The following is a 17,369-nucleotide window of genomic DNA, read 5'->3' on the forward strand; positions in this document are numbered from 1 at the left end:
AATAACCACAGCTGGAATCACGGTAAATGCTAAGATCTTAAGTCTGACTGAAAAACCTTTCTTCATAATTATGTCGCCTCCTATAATGATATTTACTATATAAATATTCGGTTATTCATAGATTAATTATAACTTGTTCAGTTTAAGCGTTTATAAAGAATAAATTAAATATTCAGACAATACCCCATTGAAATAATAAATTTATTGTAAATTTTAGAACACAACCAGATTTTGCATAAACGCCGCTAAAATGGTAAAATTTCAAAGTAAAATTCAATCTAAAAGGCAGTGTTTTTGAGATTTACAGCACTTGCCTCCTGGGGGATACATGTCAGATAAATTCATTCTTATAGACGGCAGCTCCATGCTGGTGACAGCCTACTATGGAAATCTGCCTAAAGCTCTTTTGTTCGAAAAAGATCCAGAAAAAAAGAAATCGCTATACAACCAGATAATGCACGACGACAAGGGCAGGTACACCAACGCCATGTACAGCATGATGAGAACAATTCTCAAGATCATGGCAGAGCAAAAGCCCACTCACATGATGTTTGCCTTTGACCAGACCAGGGACACCTTTAGAAGGGAGAAGTTTCCTGACTACAAGGGCAACCGCGGCGACACGCCAGAGCCTTTAAAGGAGCAGTTCGAGAACATGGAGAATCTCCTTAAGGAGCTGGGCTTTGTTGTGATGTATGACAACAGTTTTGAGGCCGACGACATTGTAGGCAGCGTCGCTACGCGCTTTGAAAAAGAGATCCCGTCCTATATCATCACCAAGGACCACGATTATCTGCAGCTGGTTTCCGACTACACAAGGGTTTGGCTTGTTCAGACCAAGCAGGAGACCGCGGAGGAGCTTCAGAACAAGTACGGCGCAGAGTACGGCTGGAACAAGAAACTGGCGCCTCTTCCGGACAAGGCTTTTGAAGTAACTCCTGACCTTTGCCTTAAGGAGTACGGCGTTCGCCCGGAGCAGATCCCTGATCTTAAGGGCATTCAGGGCGATACCAGCGACAACATTCCAGGGGTTAAGGGAGTTAGCAGCGCGGCGATACCTCTTTTGGCCAAATATGACACAGTTGAGGGCATCTACAAAGCCATCGACGAAGCGGGAGATGACAAGGCGCTTAAGGCCCTGGCAGGCAGCTGGAAGGAGGAACTTGGTATCACAAGAAGCCCCATGAAGCCTCTGGTTGAATACAGGGATATGGCTTTTTTGTCAAAAGAGCTGGCACAGATCAGAAGGGATTTCCCGGTACCCGAGAACCTTCAGGACTACGAGCTTAAGTTTGACAGCAAGAAAGCCAGGGAGCTTTTCATGGAGTATGGCTTTAAGTCGCTTATTGAGAAGCTGTAAAGCCATAATTGCTGCGGGCTTTCGCGGTATTGAAATGACGATGGAAAATGTGATATAATCCCTCATTGTTATACATTTTTCAGTTTAGAAAGACTTAGTTGATGAGCAATTACATTCGCACAATTCTCATAAATCTACATAGGATCATCTACTACGTTGTCCTGACCCGGATCTGGATGAGGCATCCTGAGAGGCACAGCCTTAAGGAGCGCTACGAAATCGCCAGGCAGATGGTTTTCAAGATGAACAAGTCAATGGGCTACAAGACTGTAGCTTATGGCCAGGAGAAACTCCCCAAGGAGGGCGGATACATCATGTATCCCAACCATCAGGGCAAGTACGACGTGCCAGGAATTTTAAGTGTTCACGACGAGCCATGTTCATTCATCATGGACGAGGCCAAGGCCCACATCATTCTGGTGGCGGAGTTTTTGAAGCTGGTTGACGGCAAGACCTTTGGACTTACGGATGCAAGAGGCGCCATAAGGGTTTTCCAGGAGATGGCAAAAGAGATACAGGAGCAGGGCAGAAAGTTCATCCTTTTCCCGGAAGGGGGCTACAAGGAGAACAACAGGAACATCGTTGAAAGTTTCAAGGCAGGAAGCTTTAAGGCTGCCCAGATGGCCAAGGCGCCCATTGTTCCAGTAGCCCTTGTGGATTCCTACAAGGTTTACAACAGCCCACACAGGGGACCGGTTACCACCTATGTTTACTACCTTGACCCCATCTACTACGATGAGTACAAGGGCATGAAGACCAAAGAGATCGCCAGCATGGTGGAAAATAGAATCAAGGACAAAATTAAAGAGCATCTTAGCGCATGAAGCTAAGGTGCTCTTTTGGCGACATGGGGGCTGACAAGACAGGGGGACGGTTCTGGAGATAAGCCATGGGGACGGTTCTTTTGGCTTTTTTTATCAAGATAAAACAAGCCAAAAGAACCGTCCCCATGGCTTATCCGTCCCCGTGTCTCGTCCCAGCAGAACCGTCCACCTGTCTTGTCCATCCCCAATGACTCACATGCAGGTCATTACAGCCTTTACGGTGAAGGTGCCTTCATGTTGCTCAAAGCTTGCAACACCGCCGTACTTTTCTGCAATTGCCTTGATCTGGGCGGTTCCGACGCCGCTCTGGACTTCTCTGGTGCTGACTGGAAGACCATTTTCATTAAAGGTGGTCTCTACGGCGCAGGGGTTCTTGGTAAAGAGCTTAAGCTTCCTGCCATCGTAGGAGAGTTCAAACTGGAGAGATCTCTTTTCCTCGTCGATGAGATGCTGGGCCTCGCAGGCGTTCTCAAGGGCGTTGGCCACAAGGCTGGTAAGGTCGGTGTCTTCTATGGGGAAGCGCTCCGGAACTGCTACCTTGAAACGGGGCTTGAAGCCCATCTTCTGACAGCGGTTTGCATAAATGGAAAGAAGCTCGTTGACAACCTTGTTGTCGCAAAAGCTGACAGCTGTCACGGATTCTAACATGGAATCAAATTCCTTGAGGTAATTGGCGGCGTTTTCGTACTCCTGGTTTTGGATAAAGCTTGCCAGCACGCGGTTGAAGTGCTTGACGTCATGCTTGTATTTTCTGATGGTCACTTCGTTGCTCTCGTAGATCTCAAGAAGACGCTGGAGCCTCTGGGTGCGCTCTTTCTGGTAAAAAGAGATCTTTTCATCGGAAGCTTTTTTGTCGATCTGATAGGCTGTAAGCTCGTATTCAATGACAGCTGCGGCCATCATCATAACAACATAGATAATGGTGAACCACTGGACCATGTTGCTGCCGTAGGGCTGCAGGTAATTCAGCATCTTGGTGTGGAAGCAGACAAAGCTCAGGATCAGGCCGCTGCAGGCTGCGATGGTGCCATATACAACGCCTGCCATGTAGTCCGTGATGAAGGGCATGGTCAGTATGAAAAGCCAGAAGGCATCCATTCCAATGGTCCAATCTATCTCCATTATGAAGTGGAAAAACAGGATAAGACACAGCTCGTAAGCCCCCAGGATAATCGCGGTCACGTGGTTGTGGTACAGGTTGAGCAGTAGTATCGCCAGCAAGAACAGGATGATGATGGCGATGTTTGTTACGATTCCATGTGGGTAGCCGCTCTTTACGCAGGGGTAAATAGTTATGATGGAATAGAGAATAAAGCCCACAAACAGGATCATGGAGGTGTGGTATTTCTGCTGTCTGACAGACTCCTCCATCTCGAAGTCCATAAGCTGTCTTATGTTGTAGCGGAATTTCCTTCTTAAGTTGTCGATTGAAAAATTAGTATCCATAGGGAAATTGTAACATAATCATGGAGAAATGTGGGGGATATTGCGAATTGGACGGAGGAAAGATGAGGTCTGTGCCATACTTGAAGATTTTGACAAATAGACACCCTGAAGGAGTGAGGAGAAATTCGGGGTGGCGTTTGTGCAAATTAAATGATATGGCACAAGAAAGACAGAAGTAGACTTTTGGAGAGTCGTTAGCGATGGAAATCTGCCGGCAATTGTGCCATATTAGTAGATTTTCCCAAGTGGATACCCGAAAGTGCTTGGGAGGCTTTGGGGGTAGCATTTGTGCAAATTAAATGATGCGGCACAAGAGAGAAAGAATTACGTCCTTGGAGTAGTCCCTTGATACTGGAATGTGTTGGCAATTGTGCCATATCAGTAGATTTCCCCAAGTGGATACCCGAAAATGCTTGAAATGGCCTGGGGTTAGCATTTGTACAAATATAGTGAAATGGCTCAAAGGAAGTAAAGTGATAGGGGGGGAATAAAACTACATGAAGGATGCAGGATTTTTAACACCATAACCAAAAATATAGTATAATAGCAGTAAATAGAACCATATATCTTGTGTTATTATCATTACAGATAAGCGCAACATTCCATAGAGCAAGGGTAACAATACATGTCATTTGATATCTCCAAGCTGACAAGTGCTGTCAACAAATACCTTAATTCAATATCTGAGATCAGTAGTGCTGCGCAAAAGGCCCAGCAGGAGATTGCTGATAGAACCCAGTTTTCAACGGAGCTATCCACTGCAATTCAGCAGAACATAGAGAGCCGCATGCAGGATCAGGTCACGATACCGGACATAGGTAATCAGGTCCAGGACACTGTGGAGACCCAGATAAAGCAGGCTGTAAGTGCTATAGATAATACATTTGAACAAGTAAATGGTGCGTTCGAGGAGATCAGACAGGCCGGAGTTACAAGCGCGGTTCAGGACAGCACCAAGACCGCTGTTGCGGCTACGGATACAGCAACAGCCTCTGCCAACAAATCTCTGGCAAACCAAATAGCGACGTCGTCACCCAATAAGTCTCTTGCAAGCCAGGTCGCAGCCACCAACACCAACCGCGACGCCTACAGAGGAACTCTCAGCACAGAGGCGCTTCAGGACTTATCCAAGTCCCAGTACTTTTCTGCAAACCTCATCCAGGATTCTTTGTTCAAGGAAGACAACGGCTCAGATAGTAGCAGCACCAGCAGCGCTACATCTGCATTTGATGGAGTATCGCTGTCAGACCTCAACACTAACTCGCTTCTGGCCAATGCACTTTCCTCTGGAGTCACAAACTCAGGAAATGCATCCGCACTGACGCAAATCATAAATGAAGCAGCTACTGCTTCAGGCAATATAGCTTCATCCGCCAACTCCTCAGACCTTGCCAAGGCCCTCATCAAGGCCTACACCACAGGCACAGCAACCGCTTCACCCACTAGTATATTTGGAGACTTTACTTTATGAATAAAATGCTTGCAATCCTGGCTGCCCTTATCTTCATTGCGGGAGTCGTAATATTCACCATAGGAACCCTCAACAAGGACAACGAGGAAGAGGCTGAGACCTACAAGTGGATGCGCATCTTTGCCATCATCGCTGTCATCCTGGCAGCAGTCTGCGCCATCGCAGCAAAAGTCGCAGCGTGATCGCCACTTTAGTGGCAACTTGACCGCTCAACCGATATTGTATGTCCTACACAATCCCAACCCACAAAAAAAGACCCCGCTGTCCGCGGAGCCTTCCATCAGTTTCTAATTAAAGATCAAAGCTTCCAGTAACGTCGTTGTTAACAACATAGTAAGCTTTGCCTTCTTCTGGTTTAACATAGATGTCAAGGTTTTTGATATCCTTTCCACCGTATGCCTTCTTGGCCTTGCTAACGAGCTCGTCCTCGCTAACTGCCTTGTCACCAAACTGAAGCTCAATCTTGGTTGTAACCTTAGCTGCCATCACTATTTCCTCCCTTTAAGAAAATTAATGTGAACTATTGGAATATATTATATTCCTTTTTTTGATTAATGTGAAATTATTTTTTGTGCAGCTTCTGGCAAAAGAAATAATGGAGAACATCACAAATACATATTAAAATATATTGTATAAAGTCAGCAAAACGTTCCTGATACAAGATCACGAGGTAACTAATGTCAAAAGAAAACACGACAAACTCTCAGAATATAACACTGCATGTCCTTGGCTGCCGCGGCTCCATGCCTATCTCAGGACCTGCTTTTACAAAGTACGGCGGTGCCACCAGCAGCTATTTATACATGACCGACAAAGAGGCAATAATCATCGACGCAGGCACTGGCATTCTCAACATACCAGACGTCGGCAGCAGACGCATTTCGCTCCTGATATCCCATTCCCACATCGACCACATACTGGGTCTTCCCATGTTCATTGGTCCTTTGGGGGCAAAAGAGCTATCGATCTACGGAGCAACTCACGAACAGCTCACAATAAGGCAACAGCTTGATACCTATCTTAAGCGCCCTCTGTGGCCTGTAGGCCTTGACGCTTTTTCCGCCAACATAAATTATGTGGATGTAAAAGAAAACGCTGCTCCCTTGCAGATAGGCGATGTCACCGTAACTGCAGTTCCATCCAATCATCCTGGTGGCTCCACAATATACAAACTTGAATGCCATGGAACAAGCGTCGTTTATGCTTCAGATTTCGAACATGAAGAACTTCCAGCGGATCGATGGGACACAGCAGCAATTGAGGCTGCAACTTCATTAGCAAAAGACCTAGATACAAAAGATCTGATCACTCAGATGATGAGCTCTCCGTTGGATGCCCTTACCGCATTCTCTCAAAATGCAGACCTTCTGCTTTACGACGCCCAGTACACACCTGAGGAATACCAAAAGTGCAAAACCTTTGGCCACTCCACTGCCGAGAAAGCTAATGAGCTGAGGCTCGCGGGTAAAATAAAACAAACTATCCTGGTCCACCACGCTCCAGGCCACACAGATTCATTTCTTGATGAAATGGAAAAAAACTGCGAATCAAATGACATGCACTTTGCCAAAGAGGGCGAGGTGCTAAAGCTGTGAGTCAGTGCAGAACCGTCCCTGTGTCTTGTTTTAAAAGGCGAAAAACTTGACAGGAAATGTTACTATATATAGAGCAAAACAACTGACAAAAATTCAGTTACGAATCACAGAGGAATGAAATGGAAAAATTAGCAATACACGGGGGAACTCCCGTTAGAAGTGAAAAGATATACTACGGCCGTCAGTGGATCGGTGATGACGATGTGAAGGCTGTGGCAGATGCTCTTACTGGTCCATACATTACATGCGGTCCAAGAGTAGCAGCACTGGAGAATAAGATTGCAGAGGTTACAGGAGCTAAGTACGCAGTATCTGTATGCAACGGAACAGCAGCTCTTCACTGCGCAGCGATCGCAGCAGGCCTTGGCCCTGGCGATGAGGTCATAACAACACCTCTTACATTTGCTGCCTCCGCAAACTGCGCTGTATATGTTGGCGCGACACCAGTTTTTGCGGATGTTAACCCTGAGACTTACAACATAGATCCAGACTCAATCGAGGCACATATCACGCCTAAGACCAAGGCTGTTGTTGCAGTAGACTTTACAGGTCAGGCTGTTGAGCACGACAGGATAAGAGAGATCTGTGACAAGCACGGCCTTACTCTTATCATCGATGCAGCTCACGCCATTGGAACAAAATATAAGGGAAGGCCTGAGGGCTCCCTTGGAGATATGACCTGCTTTAGCTTCCACCCGGTTAAGACCATCACTTCCGGAGAGGGTGGTGCTATTGTTACCAGTGACCCTGAACTTTACCATAAGCTCCATCTTGCTAGTCAGCATGGTATCGAGCACGACGAAGAGAAGTTTGTTGACAAGAACCCTGAAGGACCTTGGGTATATGAGATGCAGACCCTTGGCTTTAACTATAGGATGACAGACTTCCAGGCAGCGCTCCTTACCAGTCAGCTTCACAAGCTTAAAGAGTTTTCAGATCGCCGCAAGGCCATCGTTAACCGTTACAATGAAGCTTTCAAGGACATGCCAGAGATCATAGTGCAAAAAGAGATCCCTGAGTCCGACACAACAAGGCACCTGTACATCATTCGCCTTAACAAGGACAAGCTCTCCTGCACAAGACGTGAGTTCTTTGATGCCATGAGCGCCGAGAACGTTCAGTGCCAGGTTCATTATGTACCAGTTTATTACTTCCCATTCTACCAGGAGCGCGGCTACAAAAAAGGCCTCTGCCCTAACGCAGAAGCCATCTACGAGGGAATCATGAGTATCCCTCTTTATCCTATGATGACAGACGAGGACGTGGAGTCAGTTATCAAGGCAGTGAAGAAAATCGTGGATTATTATAGAAAATAACATGTATAAATGCAGCGCGAACGTAAGCCGAAGGATTTGGTTTACGTTCGCGCTTTTAATATTAGGTATATCTGAATATAATTTTGATATTTGCATAAAAATTACAAATACCAAAAATATATTTGACTAAACGGGAGTTTTATTCTATTCTTTGGATAGAAGATTATTATTGAAACTATAAGGTGTACGTTTAAGATAGCGGGGTAAATCAATGCTTATTCAATTTTCTGTAGAAAACTTCATGCCATTTAAGAATAAGGTGGTACTTTCATTAGAACCATCTAAGGATAAAGAACATCCAGAAAACATCATAAATATAGGAGATTATAGTGCTGTAAAAACCATAGCGATTTATGGAGCTAATGCTTCCGGAAAGACAAGTTTGTTCAGAGCCATGACAAAAGCTGTTAATCTGATAAGAAATTCAAATGTTATTCAGGTTAACCAGCCTTTAAACTTTGTGCCGTTTGAATTTGATAGCAACAGTAGAAAAAAGCCATCCAAATTTGAATTTATTTTTGTTGCAGGTGATAACAACAGGTATGTTTATGGCTTCTCTGCGGATCAGTTCAATATATATGAGGAGTATCTTTACCTGTATAAGAGTCAGAGACCAACTTTGATATTTGAAAGAAGCGAGATCAACAATTATACCTTTAAGTCTCAAAAGAGTGCGCTTGAGCCATTGGTTAGATTTAATACGTCAAATAAGCTTTTTTTGGCAACAGCAACGAATTGGAATACTGAATGCACCAAGGTTCCTTATGAATGGCTGGCAAGTTATGTAGATACCTTTACAGAAGCAAATTCCTTGATGAATATGGCTATTGAATCATACAAGGGGGCTAAGCAGGCGGATTATTTAGCGTTCACTGAACACCTGCTTAAGCAGGCGGATATCAATATTTCAAAAGTGCATATCAAAGTAAAAACTACAAAATTGGAACCGCAGTTTGGAGCAGTTGCGCCGCAGCTAATGATAAATGGACAGCCTGTACAGCAAGTGATCCCTTACCAGGAGGTGATTGAGGTAAGTACAGATCATGTCATTCATGACGGAGATAAGACAAAGGTATATAAGCTTAACATGAATGATGAATCCCTAGGAACTAACCAACTGTTTCTTATGGGTCCATTTTTAAAAGACGCTTTTGAAAATGGCAAGACAGTAGTCATAGACGAAATTGATAAGAGTTTACACACCTTTATCGTTAAGTATCTTATCAAGTTGTTTTGTGATAAAGAGATTAATAAAGGTGGTGCTCAGCTGATCTTTACTACACATGATACATCACTCCTTTCATTGAATACCTTTAGAAGAGACCAGATATATTTTACTGAGAAAAATAATGAGAATGGAATATCAGACCTGTATTCTCTTGATGAATTCCCAGTGAGGAAGACTGAGAATATTGAAAAAGGATATCTTCTTGGTAGATATGGCGCAATTCCTTACATCAAAGGGGAGGCGTTGTAATGACCAATAGAAAGATAAAGCATAAAAAGAGAGATGCTAGAACAAGACGAGAGAAATCTGTATACCTAATAGTGGCAGAAGGAACCAATAAAACTGAGACAATGTACTTTTCGAATTTTCAGGGTCAGGGAAGGGACTATCGCATTATATTTGTATCAGCAGGCCATTCTACTGACGCGGAGTCGCTTTATTTGGCACTATCTAAAAAGTGGAAAGAGCTGGAGCTTAGCGCAGCTAGAGGTGACAAAGGGTTTGTTGTGGCTGATGGAGATAATGACAAGGATAAACTTGATAAAATCGCAAAAGCCTTAAAGAAAAACAAAAATGATAGTATTCATTTTATTGTGTCTAATCCGGGTTTTGAAGTATGGTTTCTTATGCATTTTGGATATTCATCGAAATTCTTTAAAGACTGTGATGAGGTAATTGGTGTATTAAAGAAAAAGGTGTCAAAGTATGATAAGAACTACGATGTATATCAGGAAATAAGTGAACTGACGGATGGTGCAATAGCAAACGCAAAGAAACTGGAAGATTACTTTGAAGGCCATAGCTGGCCAAGCGTAGAGTGCAATCCTAGAACGGATGTGTGGAAGTTAGTAGACCTGTTGCGTAACGGAGATGGCTATTAAAAGGTATGATGTTTCCATTAACCATTTGCTGGTATCAAAAGAACATCTATCTTTGTAATCCAGAGTGATAAGAAATTTTAATATTTGTATTTTACCAGCTAAAATATCGTATACCCAATAATGTGCTAATAGGAGAACTAATGATGGAAAAGCCCATGTTTGTATACAAATATAAAAGTATTGATACAAAAGAAGACCTTATTCGTCTTATAGATATAGTTAATAACCATAGAATATATCTTCCTAATTACGCACAGCTTAACGATCCTCTTGAGGGCGAAATTATAAACATTGAATTGGATGGATATATGGGATGCAGTTTATCATTAATGGCTGATAAAGAGGATAAGTATGTTCAGGCTTGCAAGGGAGAGTATAAGATTCTTTCTTTATCAGAAAAGCCAGATGTATCTCAACTGTGGGCACATTATGCAAACAATTATGAAGGAGTGTGCTTGTGCTTTAAAACAGATGGTGCGTTTCGCAAAATTCAAGCCGTCGAATATTGCGATAATAGAGAGAATGTGCATTCTGAAGACTCGAAATCACTTACAAGATATGTGCGAAAGAGTTTTGTAAAAAAGAATAAAGGGTGGCAATATGAAAAAGAATGGAGACTAGTGCTTAAAACCCAAAAAGAATATCTTACTTTTGAGGAAAGAGAGTTGGTAGGCATTATACTAGGTCATAACTTATCTAGGGAAGTAGTCAATTTTATCCGTGATAACACAGACGAGAGATTACTGAAAATGCGGACTGACATAGGGTATAGGACATTTAATATCAATATACTTCCATTGGGGTTCAGATATGATTTTGATGGAACTCCATTAAAGATACTTGATGTGAAAAAGACATTAAACAGACAAAGATATACATATTATTCCATCACTGATAAACTTAGATAGACACTAGCTATAAGGTACTCCTATAAAAATTTAGACTTAATACGTATATGAGGTATACAAATGAGACAATTTAAAGAAATAAAGAGGTATGAAGTGTTCGTTAGTTCTACATATTTGGACTTAAAGAAAGAACGCAATATTGTGATAAAAGCTATATTGGATATGGGATATTTCCCAACTGGAATGGAAGAGTTCCCTGCAACTGACCAAAAACAATTTGATTATATTAAAAGAGTTATAGATACTGCAGATTACTATATACTTATTCTAGGAGGTCATAGTGGAAGCTTTTATGATAAAGAAAAGGGAATTAGTTATACGAGGATGGAGTACAATTACGCGATAAAAAAGAATATTCCAGTAATTGTTTTTGTGAAAACAGATGAATCGGGAGAACCATTTGTCGATAAATCGGATCCATTTGCAATGAAAGCTTACTGTGATTTTTTATGTGAAGTTCAAAATAATAGGATGAGGCATTCTTTTGCTATTGCAGAGGAATTGGCAGGATTGGTGTTGCAGTCGTTGTCTGAGGAGGTAAGAGTTCATCCGAGATCGGGATGGATTCGCGACTATAAACCTGATTTTAATTATGAAAAATTATTGCTTAGAGGACGGTTGCTTTTTTATTTATTCATAGACAAAAATATATATGAGCAAGATTATAAGGCGACTAGCGTGGATTTAGGGTATGGGACTATTAACGTATGCTATGGAAAAGGATCACAGGGAGTGTTTTTGCTAGTTTGTTCTCATGATGGAAATACTGGGCATAATTTCTATTATGATATTGATTCTTTAGGATGTTTTGATGAGGAGGGTGTACTGAAGGAAAACTATTATGTACAGCTTTCATTTGCTAAATTGGGCAACATTGAAGAGACTTTACTTTTTTTGAGCGTGGGTGATGGTCGTTCTGACATGATAACAAAGGTGTTCCGCATAGACAGATATGACTACAAAATGATAGGAGAAATTTCAGGGCAAGAGTTTATGAGTGTTGATTATACGTTAAATGTTCCATATGGAAGTCAGGGATTGTATGACATTTATGTATACTGTGAAGGCGAAATGATGCGTGCAGATTCTTTAGAGTGACTGAAAACGGAAATGGTAGTTTAAGTATTGACATAAATAGGGAATCATGAGCATCCCCCTGTACCCTATGATGACAGACGAGGATGTAGAGTCCGTAATTACTGCGGTTAAGAAGATTGTAGATTACTATAGAATATAAAAACAAGACAGGGGGACGGTTCTAGTGACTTATTGTGCACAATAAGTCACTAGAACCGTCCCCCTGTCTTGTTTTACTTTAGCTCCAGGACCTTCAGTACCTCGAACCCATCAGCCTTGCCCTTGAGCTTAACAGTGCTTCCAAGGGACTCGACGGTGATGCGGTCGCCGAGGCCATCAACAACTGCGCGGCTTACGTAGATGCAGCCGCCGGGGGCGTTGGCCTCGAGGCGGGCGGCGGTGTTAACCGTATCGCCGATGGCGGTGTAGTCCATGTGCTTTTCTGCGCCCATGTTGCCCACGATGGCGGGGCCGTAGTTGACGCCGACGCCGACACGGAGTTCTTCACCGATCTCTGCCTTTAGCTCGTCAGATACTCTGGCAGCGCCTTCGATTATATCTACGGCAGTCCTTACTGCGTTATATATAGCATCTTCCTGTGGGAGAGGAGCGCCCCAGAAGGCCATCATGGCATCTCCCACGAATTTATCCAAAGTTCCCTTGTTTCTTTCCACGCAGTCGCTGGCCATGGTCAGGTACTTGTTAAGGATGTACACGACTTTCTCAGGGGTCAGACGCTCTGACATGGTGGTGAATCCCCTGACATCCACGAACAGCACTGCAATGTCGCAGTTCTTGCCGCCAAGGGACAGATTCTCAACGCCTTCTTTCAAAATTTCTCCAACTATCTCAGGAGCCACATATCGCTCAAAGGTCCTGGTAACCCGAACTCTTTCAAGGTATGCTCTGACGTAGTGGACCGCGATGGCGCAAACATACATGCACAGCGCCCCAAGAGGCAGCCACAGTGGATGCACGATCGTTCCATTTACGTACAGAACATAAGCCATCCCAAATGTCAAAACGCACACAACACCAGCAACGATGCTTGATGGCGTGAGTTTTAATCTCAGGAATATGGTCAAAAGAGCTGCCAGCACAACAAAGGTAATAAGGGCCTGGATCCAGTCTGGCATCTCAGTTTTATAGTCGCTTCGCAAAAAAGCTTCTACCGCATTGGCCTGAACCTCCACGCCGTACATCTTTTTCGCCTGATCAATGGTCGTAAAATACTCGTCCTGAAGTCCCACGCAGTAAGGGCCAAGGAAAACTATTTTCCCGGCATAATAGTCAGAAGGGATCTTGCCCTCAATAAGGTCAGCGATGTTCCAGCCGTCGTAATAGGTCCCTGGAAGAGCAGAGTAGGAGAGGTAGTAGTGACCTCTTTTATCTGTGTCAGGGAGCGTTAGTTCCTGGCCATTTGCTTCTGCGAAAGCCTTGGCAGTTTCCCAGGCCATGGAATAGACCCTTTTGCCATCAACATCAAAATACAATAGGGCGTGGCGAAGCACTCCATCCAGGTCGTACATGGCATTTATGTGCCCTTGGGTGGAAACAGCCTTCAAATCTTCAAAAGGCTCTTCGTAACTTAGAACAAGGTGATCTTGTCTGGAAAAAGAGCCATTGCCCTCTGCAACAAAATCGGATCCAAATTCGGCAGCCGAAGCAGTTATGACTTTTGGAAGAGATGCTGCAGCATCTACGAGATTTGTGTCGGCAGCAGGGTCTGTTGTGCCAGAGTATAGCGTATCTATGGCGACTACTGCAGGAACACTTGAAGGATCTTCTGACAGTTTCCAAAGTGCTGAAGCCATGACATTTCGATCCCAGGTGTTGTAGGGCCCAAGGCGTTCTAAGGAATTGTCATCAATTCCGATGACAACTACATCCCCAGTAAGTGCCTGGGGATGTAAGAGAATGTCGTCCTGGATCCATTTATCGATCCTGTTGAACAGACCAAGATAGGCTGCCATGGTATAGAGAAAAGACATGATCAGGATGAAAAGAACTTTCCTGTAGCTTATTTTTTTCACGTAACCCTCCTAAGTTTATGGCCCGCCTTCGGAAGTGGGTTTATTCGGGACACCATCTGTGCCTCCGACAATGGTGTAGCGACCAGATGACCCGCTACTGCTTTTATTATCATCATCAGATGGAGCATCAGCTTCTTTTGCTGCTTGGGCAGCAATTTCGGCATCAGATCTTTCGATGGCATTCATAAATTCTTGATAAGCAGCCTGCTTGGCGGCTTCTGTCTGTTGCTGCTGGGCAGCAGTTCCATAGCGGTTTTCGTTGGAACCAAAGGCCAGATAGTGCTCAAGGAGCTTGTAAGGGTCGCTTCCAATCTCAGAAACTACGTCGGGGTTATTGGTTGCATAATACCCTGGATCAAATGTGGTTCCATTTGTAAGGTGCATAACACCGTTTGAATCTACGCTGACAACCTGGGATGCTACGCCTGATTTAGAGGCTGTGCTTGCAGTGGCAGTATCCTGACTGGAAGCAGCCCCTGCTGAGGCAGCTCTGGCACCGCCGTTACTTTCAGCGCTATCTACAGCATTACCGCCGTCATTTCCTGCAGCATTCGGATCAGCATCACCATTGCCATCCCCATTACCTGCAACACTGGCATCACCATTGCCACCGTCATTACCTACAGCACTAGCAGCCGCATTGCCACCATTACCACCTGCAGAGCCATCAGATCCAGAACCATCACCGCTACTTTCAGCACCAGTTCCATCACCGCTGGCATCTGCATACATTGTATTACTATCAATACTTCCATCGGCTATTCCAAGGATCTTTTCCCTGGACCAGCCAGTATCCTCGCATACCAGTGTTATGAGCCTCTCGCTCTCCGCAAGTCTCTTAACAATGAACAGGTCAAGGTCTTCTTCCTTGAGGTCGTCTTTCTCAAACATGATGCTGTCAACGGTTCTGTCATTGTAGAGATAGGTGGTTACCATTTCACCGGCTTTCACGGTAATGGTCTTGGTCTCCCCAGTAACAGGATTGGTGCCTGTTACAACAACTTCGCCATCGGTGATCACAACAACATCGTTGCCATTTTTATCAGTGGCCACATAGCCGGAAGTTCCGCGGATACCGACCACCATGGTGGAAGTCCTGATATCAAAAGTCTCGTCCGCATCAAGCTTTTTGGTAACTTCGAAAAAGAGACTTCCATCAGTCAGGTTAATATCCAGCTTTTTACCCTTTTTGTCGAACTTGGCATTGGAAAGCTCATTGATTGTGACAATCTTGGTGTCGTCAAGGGCTATGCCAGCAAGGGAAGCGTCTGCGGTGTTTAAGACATTTCCAGCATTGAGCCTTAAGTTATCGGTAATTGTCTTTTCTTTTTCCTGCTCGAAGAGCTTAACAACGCCCTCAATTCGCAGCATTCTCATGGTGCTGGCTGTTAGTTTGCCGCTGTTTATGAACACAACAGCTATAATGGCTACCACGATAACTGCGACAATAGCTAAAAGAGCTATAGGTTTCTTTGATTTCTTTTCACTACTCATGCTTGGCACCTCCTGTTACTGTCTATGATCTGGTGTCAGTTTACTGCTGCAAGTCGCTATCCTTGACCCAGGCCTTGCTGTCCTTGAAGGTCTTAAGGATATCGGCGTCAATCTTGCCTTCCGCAGCCATGCTCTCGAGAATGCCAAAGGCTTTTTCCGGAGGCATTGGAGGCTTGTAGGGCCGATCCTCGGCTGTGAGGGCGTCATATACGTCAACTATGGTCAGGAAGCGGATCTCCTTGGGAATATCATTGGCAGTAAGGTGATCTGGGTATCCTGAACCATCTAATAATTCATGGTGTCCGCCGGCCCAGTAAGGAACTTTGGTGTACAGACCGCGAAATTCCATCTTGTCCAGCATCTTTTTGGTATATACAACGTGGCTCTGCATCTGGGAGCGCTCGTCATCAGTGAGGGTGCCTTTTCTCACGGTTATGGCAGTTAATTCTTCATCGGTCAAAAGAGCTTTTACCGCGCCGGTTTCATCCTGGCAGGGGAGAGCAGCGATGCCATTAAGGGATGCGATAACATCATCGGGCAAAAAGCCTTTGGTGTTGCATTCATCTATGAGAGCAAAGGCTTCTTTTAGCTTTTCTATGTGTGCATCGCACTCAGGCTTTTTAGAAGGATCTTTTAACCCTGCGATCTCTTCCATGAGGCAGGCAACAGTGACTCTTCCCCGGATCTTGTCATACAGGGGCCCCAGCCTGTCGGGCTTGTCCATGATCTCCAGGGGGATTACCAGTTTGCCTATATCATGGAGCCATACGCTCATCAGATAGGAATCTCGCTCCTCGTCGGAAAGCGGCCGCTCATCCACGTGCTCAGCCACATAGTCAAGGAACTTGGAAGTGTAGGAGACCATGTTCTTGGTGTGGTTGGCGTTGTAGGAGCTACGGGTTTCAATTGCTTCTACCATTACACGAACGAAGGCATGAAGGGTGTCCAGAACCTGTTGTGACAAGCGCCTGTTGGTAAGGATCACAGCGCCAAGGGAAGCAAGGGCTGAGATGATGTCCTCCTCATCAGAGGGGAAGGCCACAACTTTACCATTGCCATCAAGTGCGTTGATCAGCTGCAATACGCCAATGATGTCGCCGCGATCATCCTCCATTGGGATCACCAGCATGGAGGTGGTCCTGTAACCGCTTATCTTGTCATATTTCATGGCGCCAGAGAAGTCGTATTCCCTGGATGTATATACGTCTGGGATGTTGATCTTTTTGCGGTCAAGCACAGCACAGGCGCTGACATATTCGCGGCTTAGAGGGACAGGCGGCATTTTATGCCGGTTGCTGTCATCATCGAAATTTCCGTATGTATATGAATTGTGAAATACCAGGGTATCATTTTCGACAACATAGACTGTTCCTGCATCGCAGTTTGATATCTTCATTGCGACCTGCAGGATCATGTCGAGAACTTTAGAAGTGTCTTTTTCCGCAGAAAGAGCTATAGCTACCCTTATGAGACTCTCATCAAGGTAACTCTTGGCGGAATTATCAGGGTTTTTGCTGTAAAGATCGCCCATAGCGTACGCCCCCTTTATAAAACAATTTTATCATGGAGGGGGCGTGGAATTAGCGATATTTCATTATATTTGTATTAGAAAATCATAAAAAATACATTAAAAACAGTCGGGGCATATACAAGACAGGGGGACGGTTCTACTGCGACAGGGGTGGACCATGGGGACGGGGTTAGTGGTTCATTGGGAGTCATCCCAATGAACCACT

The 17,369-nt window shown here is 44.4% G+C and carries 15 protein-coding genes; 10 read left to right on the forward strand and 5 right to left on the reverse strand.

Going from position 1 to position 17,369, the window contains the following annotated elements; translation table 11 throughout:
• Positions 1-328: 328 nt before the first annotated feature.
• Entirely contained in the window at positions 329-1,360 is a 1,032-nt protein-coding gene (locus J6I68_RS11215) for a 5'-3' exonuclease (RefSeq protein ID WP_292220385.1), read from the forward strand.
• Positions 1,361-1,461: 101 nt separating this feature from the next.
• Entirely contained in the window at positions 1,462-2,184 is a 723-nt protein-coding gene (locus J6I68_RS11220) for a lysophospholipid acyltransferase family protein (protein WP_292220387.1), read from the forward strand.
• A gap of 192 nt (positions 2,185-2,376) precedes the next feature.
• Here J6I68_RS11220 and J6I68_RS11225 read toward each other — a convergent pair whose 3' ends face one another.
• Positions 2,377-3,630, reverse strand: coding sequence for a sensor histidine kinase (locus J6I68_RS11225; RefSeq protein WP_292220389.1), 1,254 nt, complete (start codon positions 3,628-3,630; stop codon positions 2,377-2,379).
• 625 nt (positions 3,631-4,255) lie between these two features.
• Between J6I68_RS11225 and J6I68_RS11230 the strand changes: the two genes are divergently transcribed.
• Both J6I68_RS11230 and J6I68_RS11235 read left to right on the forward strand, forming a co-directional pair.
• Positions 4,256-5,101, forward strand: a complete 846-nt coding sequence (locus tag J6I68_RS11230) for a hypothetical protein (protein WP_292220390.1) — start codon at positions 4,256-4,258, stop codon at positions 5,099-5,101.
• Positions 5,098-5,283 (forward strand): hypothetical protein, encoded by a 186-nt coding sequence (locus tag J6I68_RS11235; RefSeq protein ID WP_292220392.1) that lies wholly within the window; start codon positions 5,098-5,100, stop codon positions 5,281-5,283. Before J6I68_RS11230 ends, J6I68_RS11235 begins: the two co-directional genes overlap by 4 nt.
• Before the next feature lie 109 nt (positions 5,284-5,392).
• Here the strand turns inward: J6I68_RS11235 and J6I68_RS11240 are convergent, their stop codons facing one another.
• Positions 5,393-5,587 (reverse strand): DUF6465 family protein, encoded by a 195-nt coding sequence (locus J6I68_RS11240; RefSeq protein ID WP_292220394.1) that lies wholly within the window; start codon positions 5,585-5,587, stop codon positions 5,393-5,395.
• 191 nt (positions 5,588-5,778) lie between these two features.
• Between J6I68_RS11240 and J6I68_RS11245 the strand changes: the two genes are divergently transcribed.
• From J6I68_RS11245 to J6I68_RS11270, 6 genes are all read left to right on the forward strand, one after another.
• Positions 5,779-6,696 (forward strand): MBL fold metallo-hydrolase, encoded by a 918-nt coding sequence (locus tag J6I68_RS11245; protein ID WP_292220396.1) that lies wholly within the window; start codon positions 5,779-5,781, stop codon positions 6,694-6,696.
• A 119-nt stretch (positions 6,697-6,815) separates the two neighbouring features.
• Entirely contained in the window at positions 6,816-8,012 is a 1,197-nt protein-coding gene (pseC, locus tag J6I68_RS11250; RefSeq protein WP_292220398.1) for a UDP-4-amino-4,6-dideoxy-N-acetyl-beta-L-altrosamine transaminase, read from the forward strand.
• A 211-nt stretch (positions 8,013-8,223) separates the two neighbouring features.
• Complete coding sequence (locus tag J6I68_RS11255) at positions 8,224-9,489, forward strand: AAA family ATPase (RefSeq protein WP_292220400.1); 1,266 nt, start codon at positions 8,224-8,226, stop codon at positions 9,487-9,489.
• On the forward strand, positions 9,489-10,121 hold the full coding sequence (locus J6I68_RS11260) for an RloB family protein (RefSeq protein WP_292220401.1): 633 nt from the start codon (positions 9,489-9,491) through the stop codon (positions 10,119-10,121). The genes J6I68_RS11255 and J6I68_RS11260 overlap by 1 nt, the downstream gene beginning before the upstream one ends.
• A 143-nt stretch (positions 10,122-10,264) precedes the next feature.
• Positions 10,265-11,029, forward strand: a complete 765-nt coding sequence (locus J6I68_RS11265; RefSeq protein WP_292220403.1) for a DUF2971 domain-containing protein — start codon at positions 10,265-10,267, stop codon at positions 11,027-11,029.
• Positions 11,030-11,089: 60 nt separating this feature from the next.
• Positions 11,090-12,127, forward strand: coding sequence for a DUF4062 domain-containing protein (locus J6I68_RS11270; protein WP_292220405.1), 1,038 nt, complete (start codon positions 11,090-11,092; stop codon positions 12,125-12,127).
• A 212-nt stretch (positions 12,128-12,339) separates the two neighbouring features.
• Here the strand turns inward: J6I68_RS11270 and J6I68_RS11275 are convergent, their stop codons facing one another.
• The 3 genes from J6I68_RS11275 to J6I68_RS11285 are packed head-to-tail and all read right to left on the reverse strand — an operon-like array spanning position 12,340 to position 17,164.
• Positions 12,340-14,139, reverse strand: a complete 1,800-nt coding sequence (locus J6I68_RS11275; protein ID WP_292220407.1) for an adenylate/guanylate cyclase domain-containing protein — start codon at positions 14,137-14,139, stop codon at positions 12,340-12,342.
• A 15-nt stretch (positions 14,140-14,154) separates the two neighbouring features.
• Positions 14,155-15,633, reverse strand: coding sequence for a FecR family protein (locus tag J6I68_RS11280; RefSeq protein WP_292220409.1), 1,479 nt, complete (start codon positions 15,631-15,633; stop codon positions 14,155-14,157).
• A gap of 40 nt (positions 15,634-15,673) precedes the next feature.
• Entirely contained in the window at positions 15,674-17,164 is a 1,491-nt protein-coding gene (locus J6I68_RS11285) for an HD domain-containing phosphohydrolase (protein WP_292220411.1), read from the reverse strand.
• Between the last annotated feature and the right edge of the window lie 205 nt (positions 17,165-17,369).

The organism is Butyrivibrio sp. (assembly GCF_017940685.1).
In the GTDB taxonomy this organism is placed as follows: Bacteria; Bacillota; Clostridia; order Lachnospirales; family Lachnospiraceae; genus Butyrivibrio.

Bases quoted from the DNA above. Each gene is read 5' to 3' on its own strand.
- J6I68_RS11245 (WP_292220396.1), top strand. From the start codon at position 5,779: ATGTCAAAAGAAAACACGACAAACTCTCAGAATATAACACTGCATGTC.
- J6I68_RS11220 (WP_292220387.1), top strand. From the start codon at position 1,462: ATGAGCAATTACATTCGCACAATTCTCATAAATCTACATAGGATCATC.
- J6I68_RS11240 (WP_292220394.1), bottom strand. From the start codon at position 5,587: ATGGCAGCTAAGGTTACAACCAAGATTGAGCTTCAGTTTGGTGACAAG.
- J6I68_RS11260 (WP_292220401.1), top strand. From the start codon at position 9,489: ATGACCAATAGAAAGATAAAGCATAAAAAGAGAGATGCTAGAACAAGA.
- J6I68_RS11225 (WP_292220389.1), bottom strand. From the start codon at position 3,630: ATGGATACTAATTTTTCAATCGACAACTTAAGAAGGAAATTCCGCTAC.
- J6I68_RS11230 (WP_292220390.1), top strand. From the start codon at position 4,256: ATGTCATTTGATATCTCCAAGCTGACAAGTGCTGTCAACAAATACCTT.
- J6I68_RS11255 (WP_292220400.1), top strand. From the start codon at position 8,224: ATGCTTATTCAATTTTCTGTAGAAAACTTCATGCCATTTAAGAATAAG.
- J6I68_RS11235 (WP_292220392.1), top strand. From the start codon at position 5,098: ATGAATAAAATGCTTGCAATCCTGGCTGCCCTTATCTTCATTGCGGGA.
- J6I68_RS11270 (WP_292220405.1), top strand. From the start codon at position 11,090: ATGAGACAATTTAAAGAAATAAAGAGGTATGAAGTGTTCGTTAGTTCT.
- J6I68_RS11215 (WP_292220385.1), top strand. From the start codon at position 329: ATGTCAGATAAATTCATTCTTATAGACGGCAGCTCCATGCTGGTGACA.
- J6I68_RS11285 (WP_292220411.1), bottom strand. From the start codon at position 17,164: ATGGGCGATCTTTACAGCAAAAACCCTGATAATTCCGCCAAGAGTTAC.
- J6I68_RS11280 (WP_292220409.1), bottom strand. From the start codon at position 15,633: ATGAGTAGTGAAAAGAAATCAAAGAAACCTATAGCTCTTTTAGCTATT.
- J6I68_RS11265 (WP_292220403.1), top strand. From the start codon at position 10,265: ATGGAAAAGCCCATGTTTGTATACAAATATAAAAGTATTGATACAAAA.
- pseC (WP_292220398.1), top strand. From the start codon at position 6,816: ATGGAAAAATTAGCAATACACGGGGGAACTCCCGTTAGAAGTGAAAAG.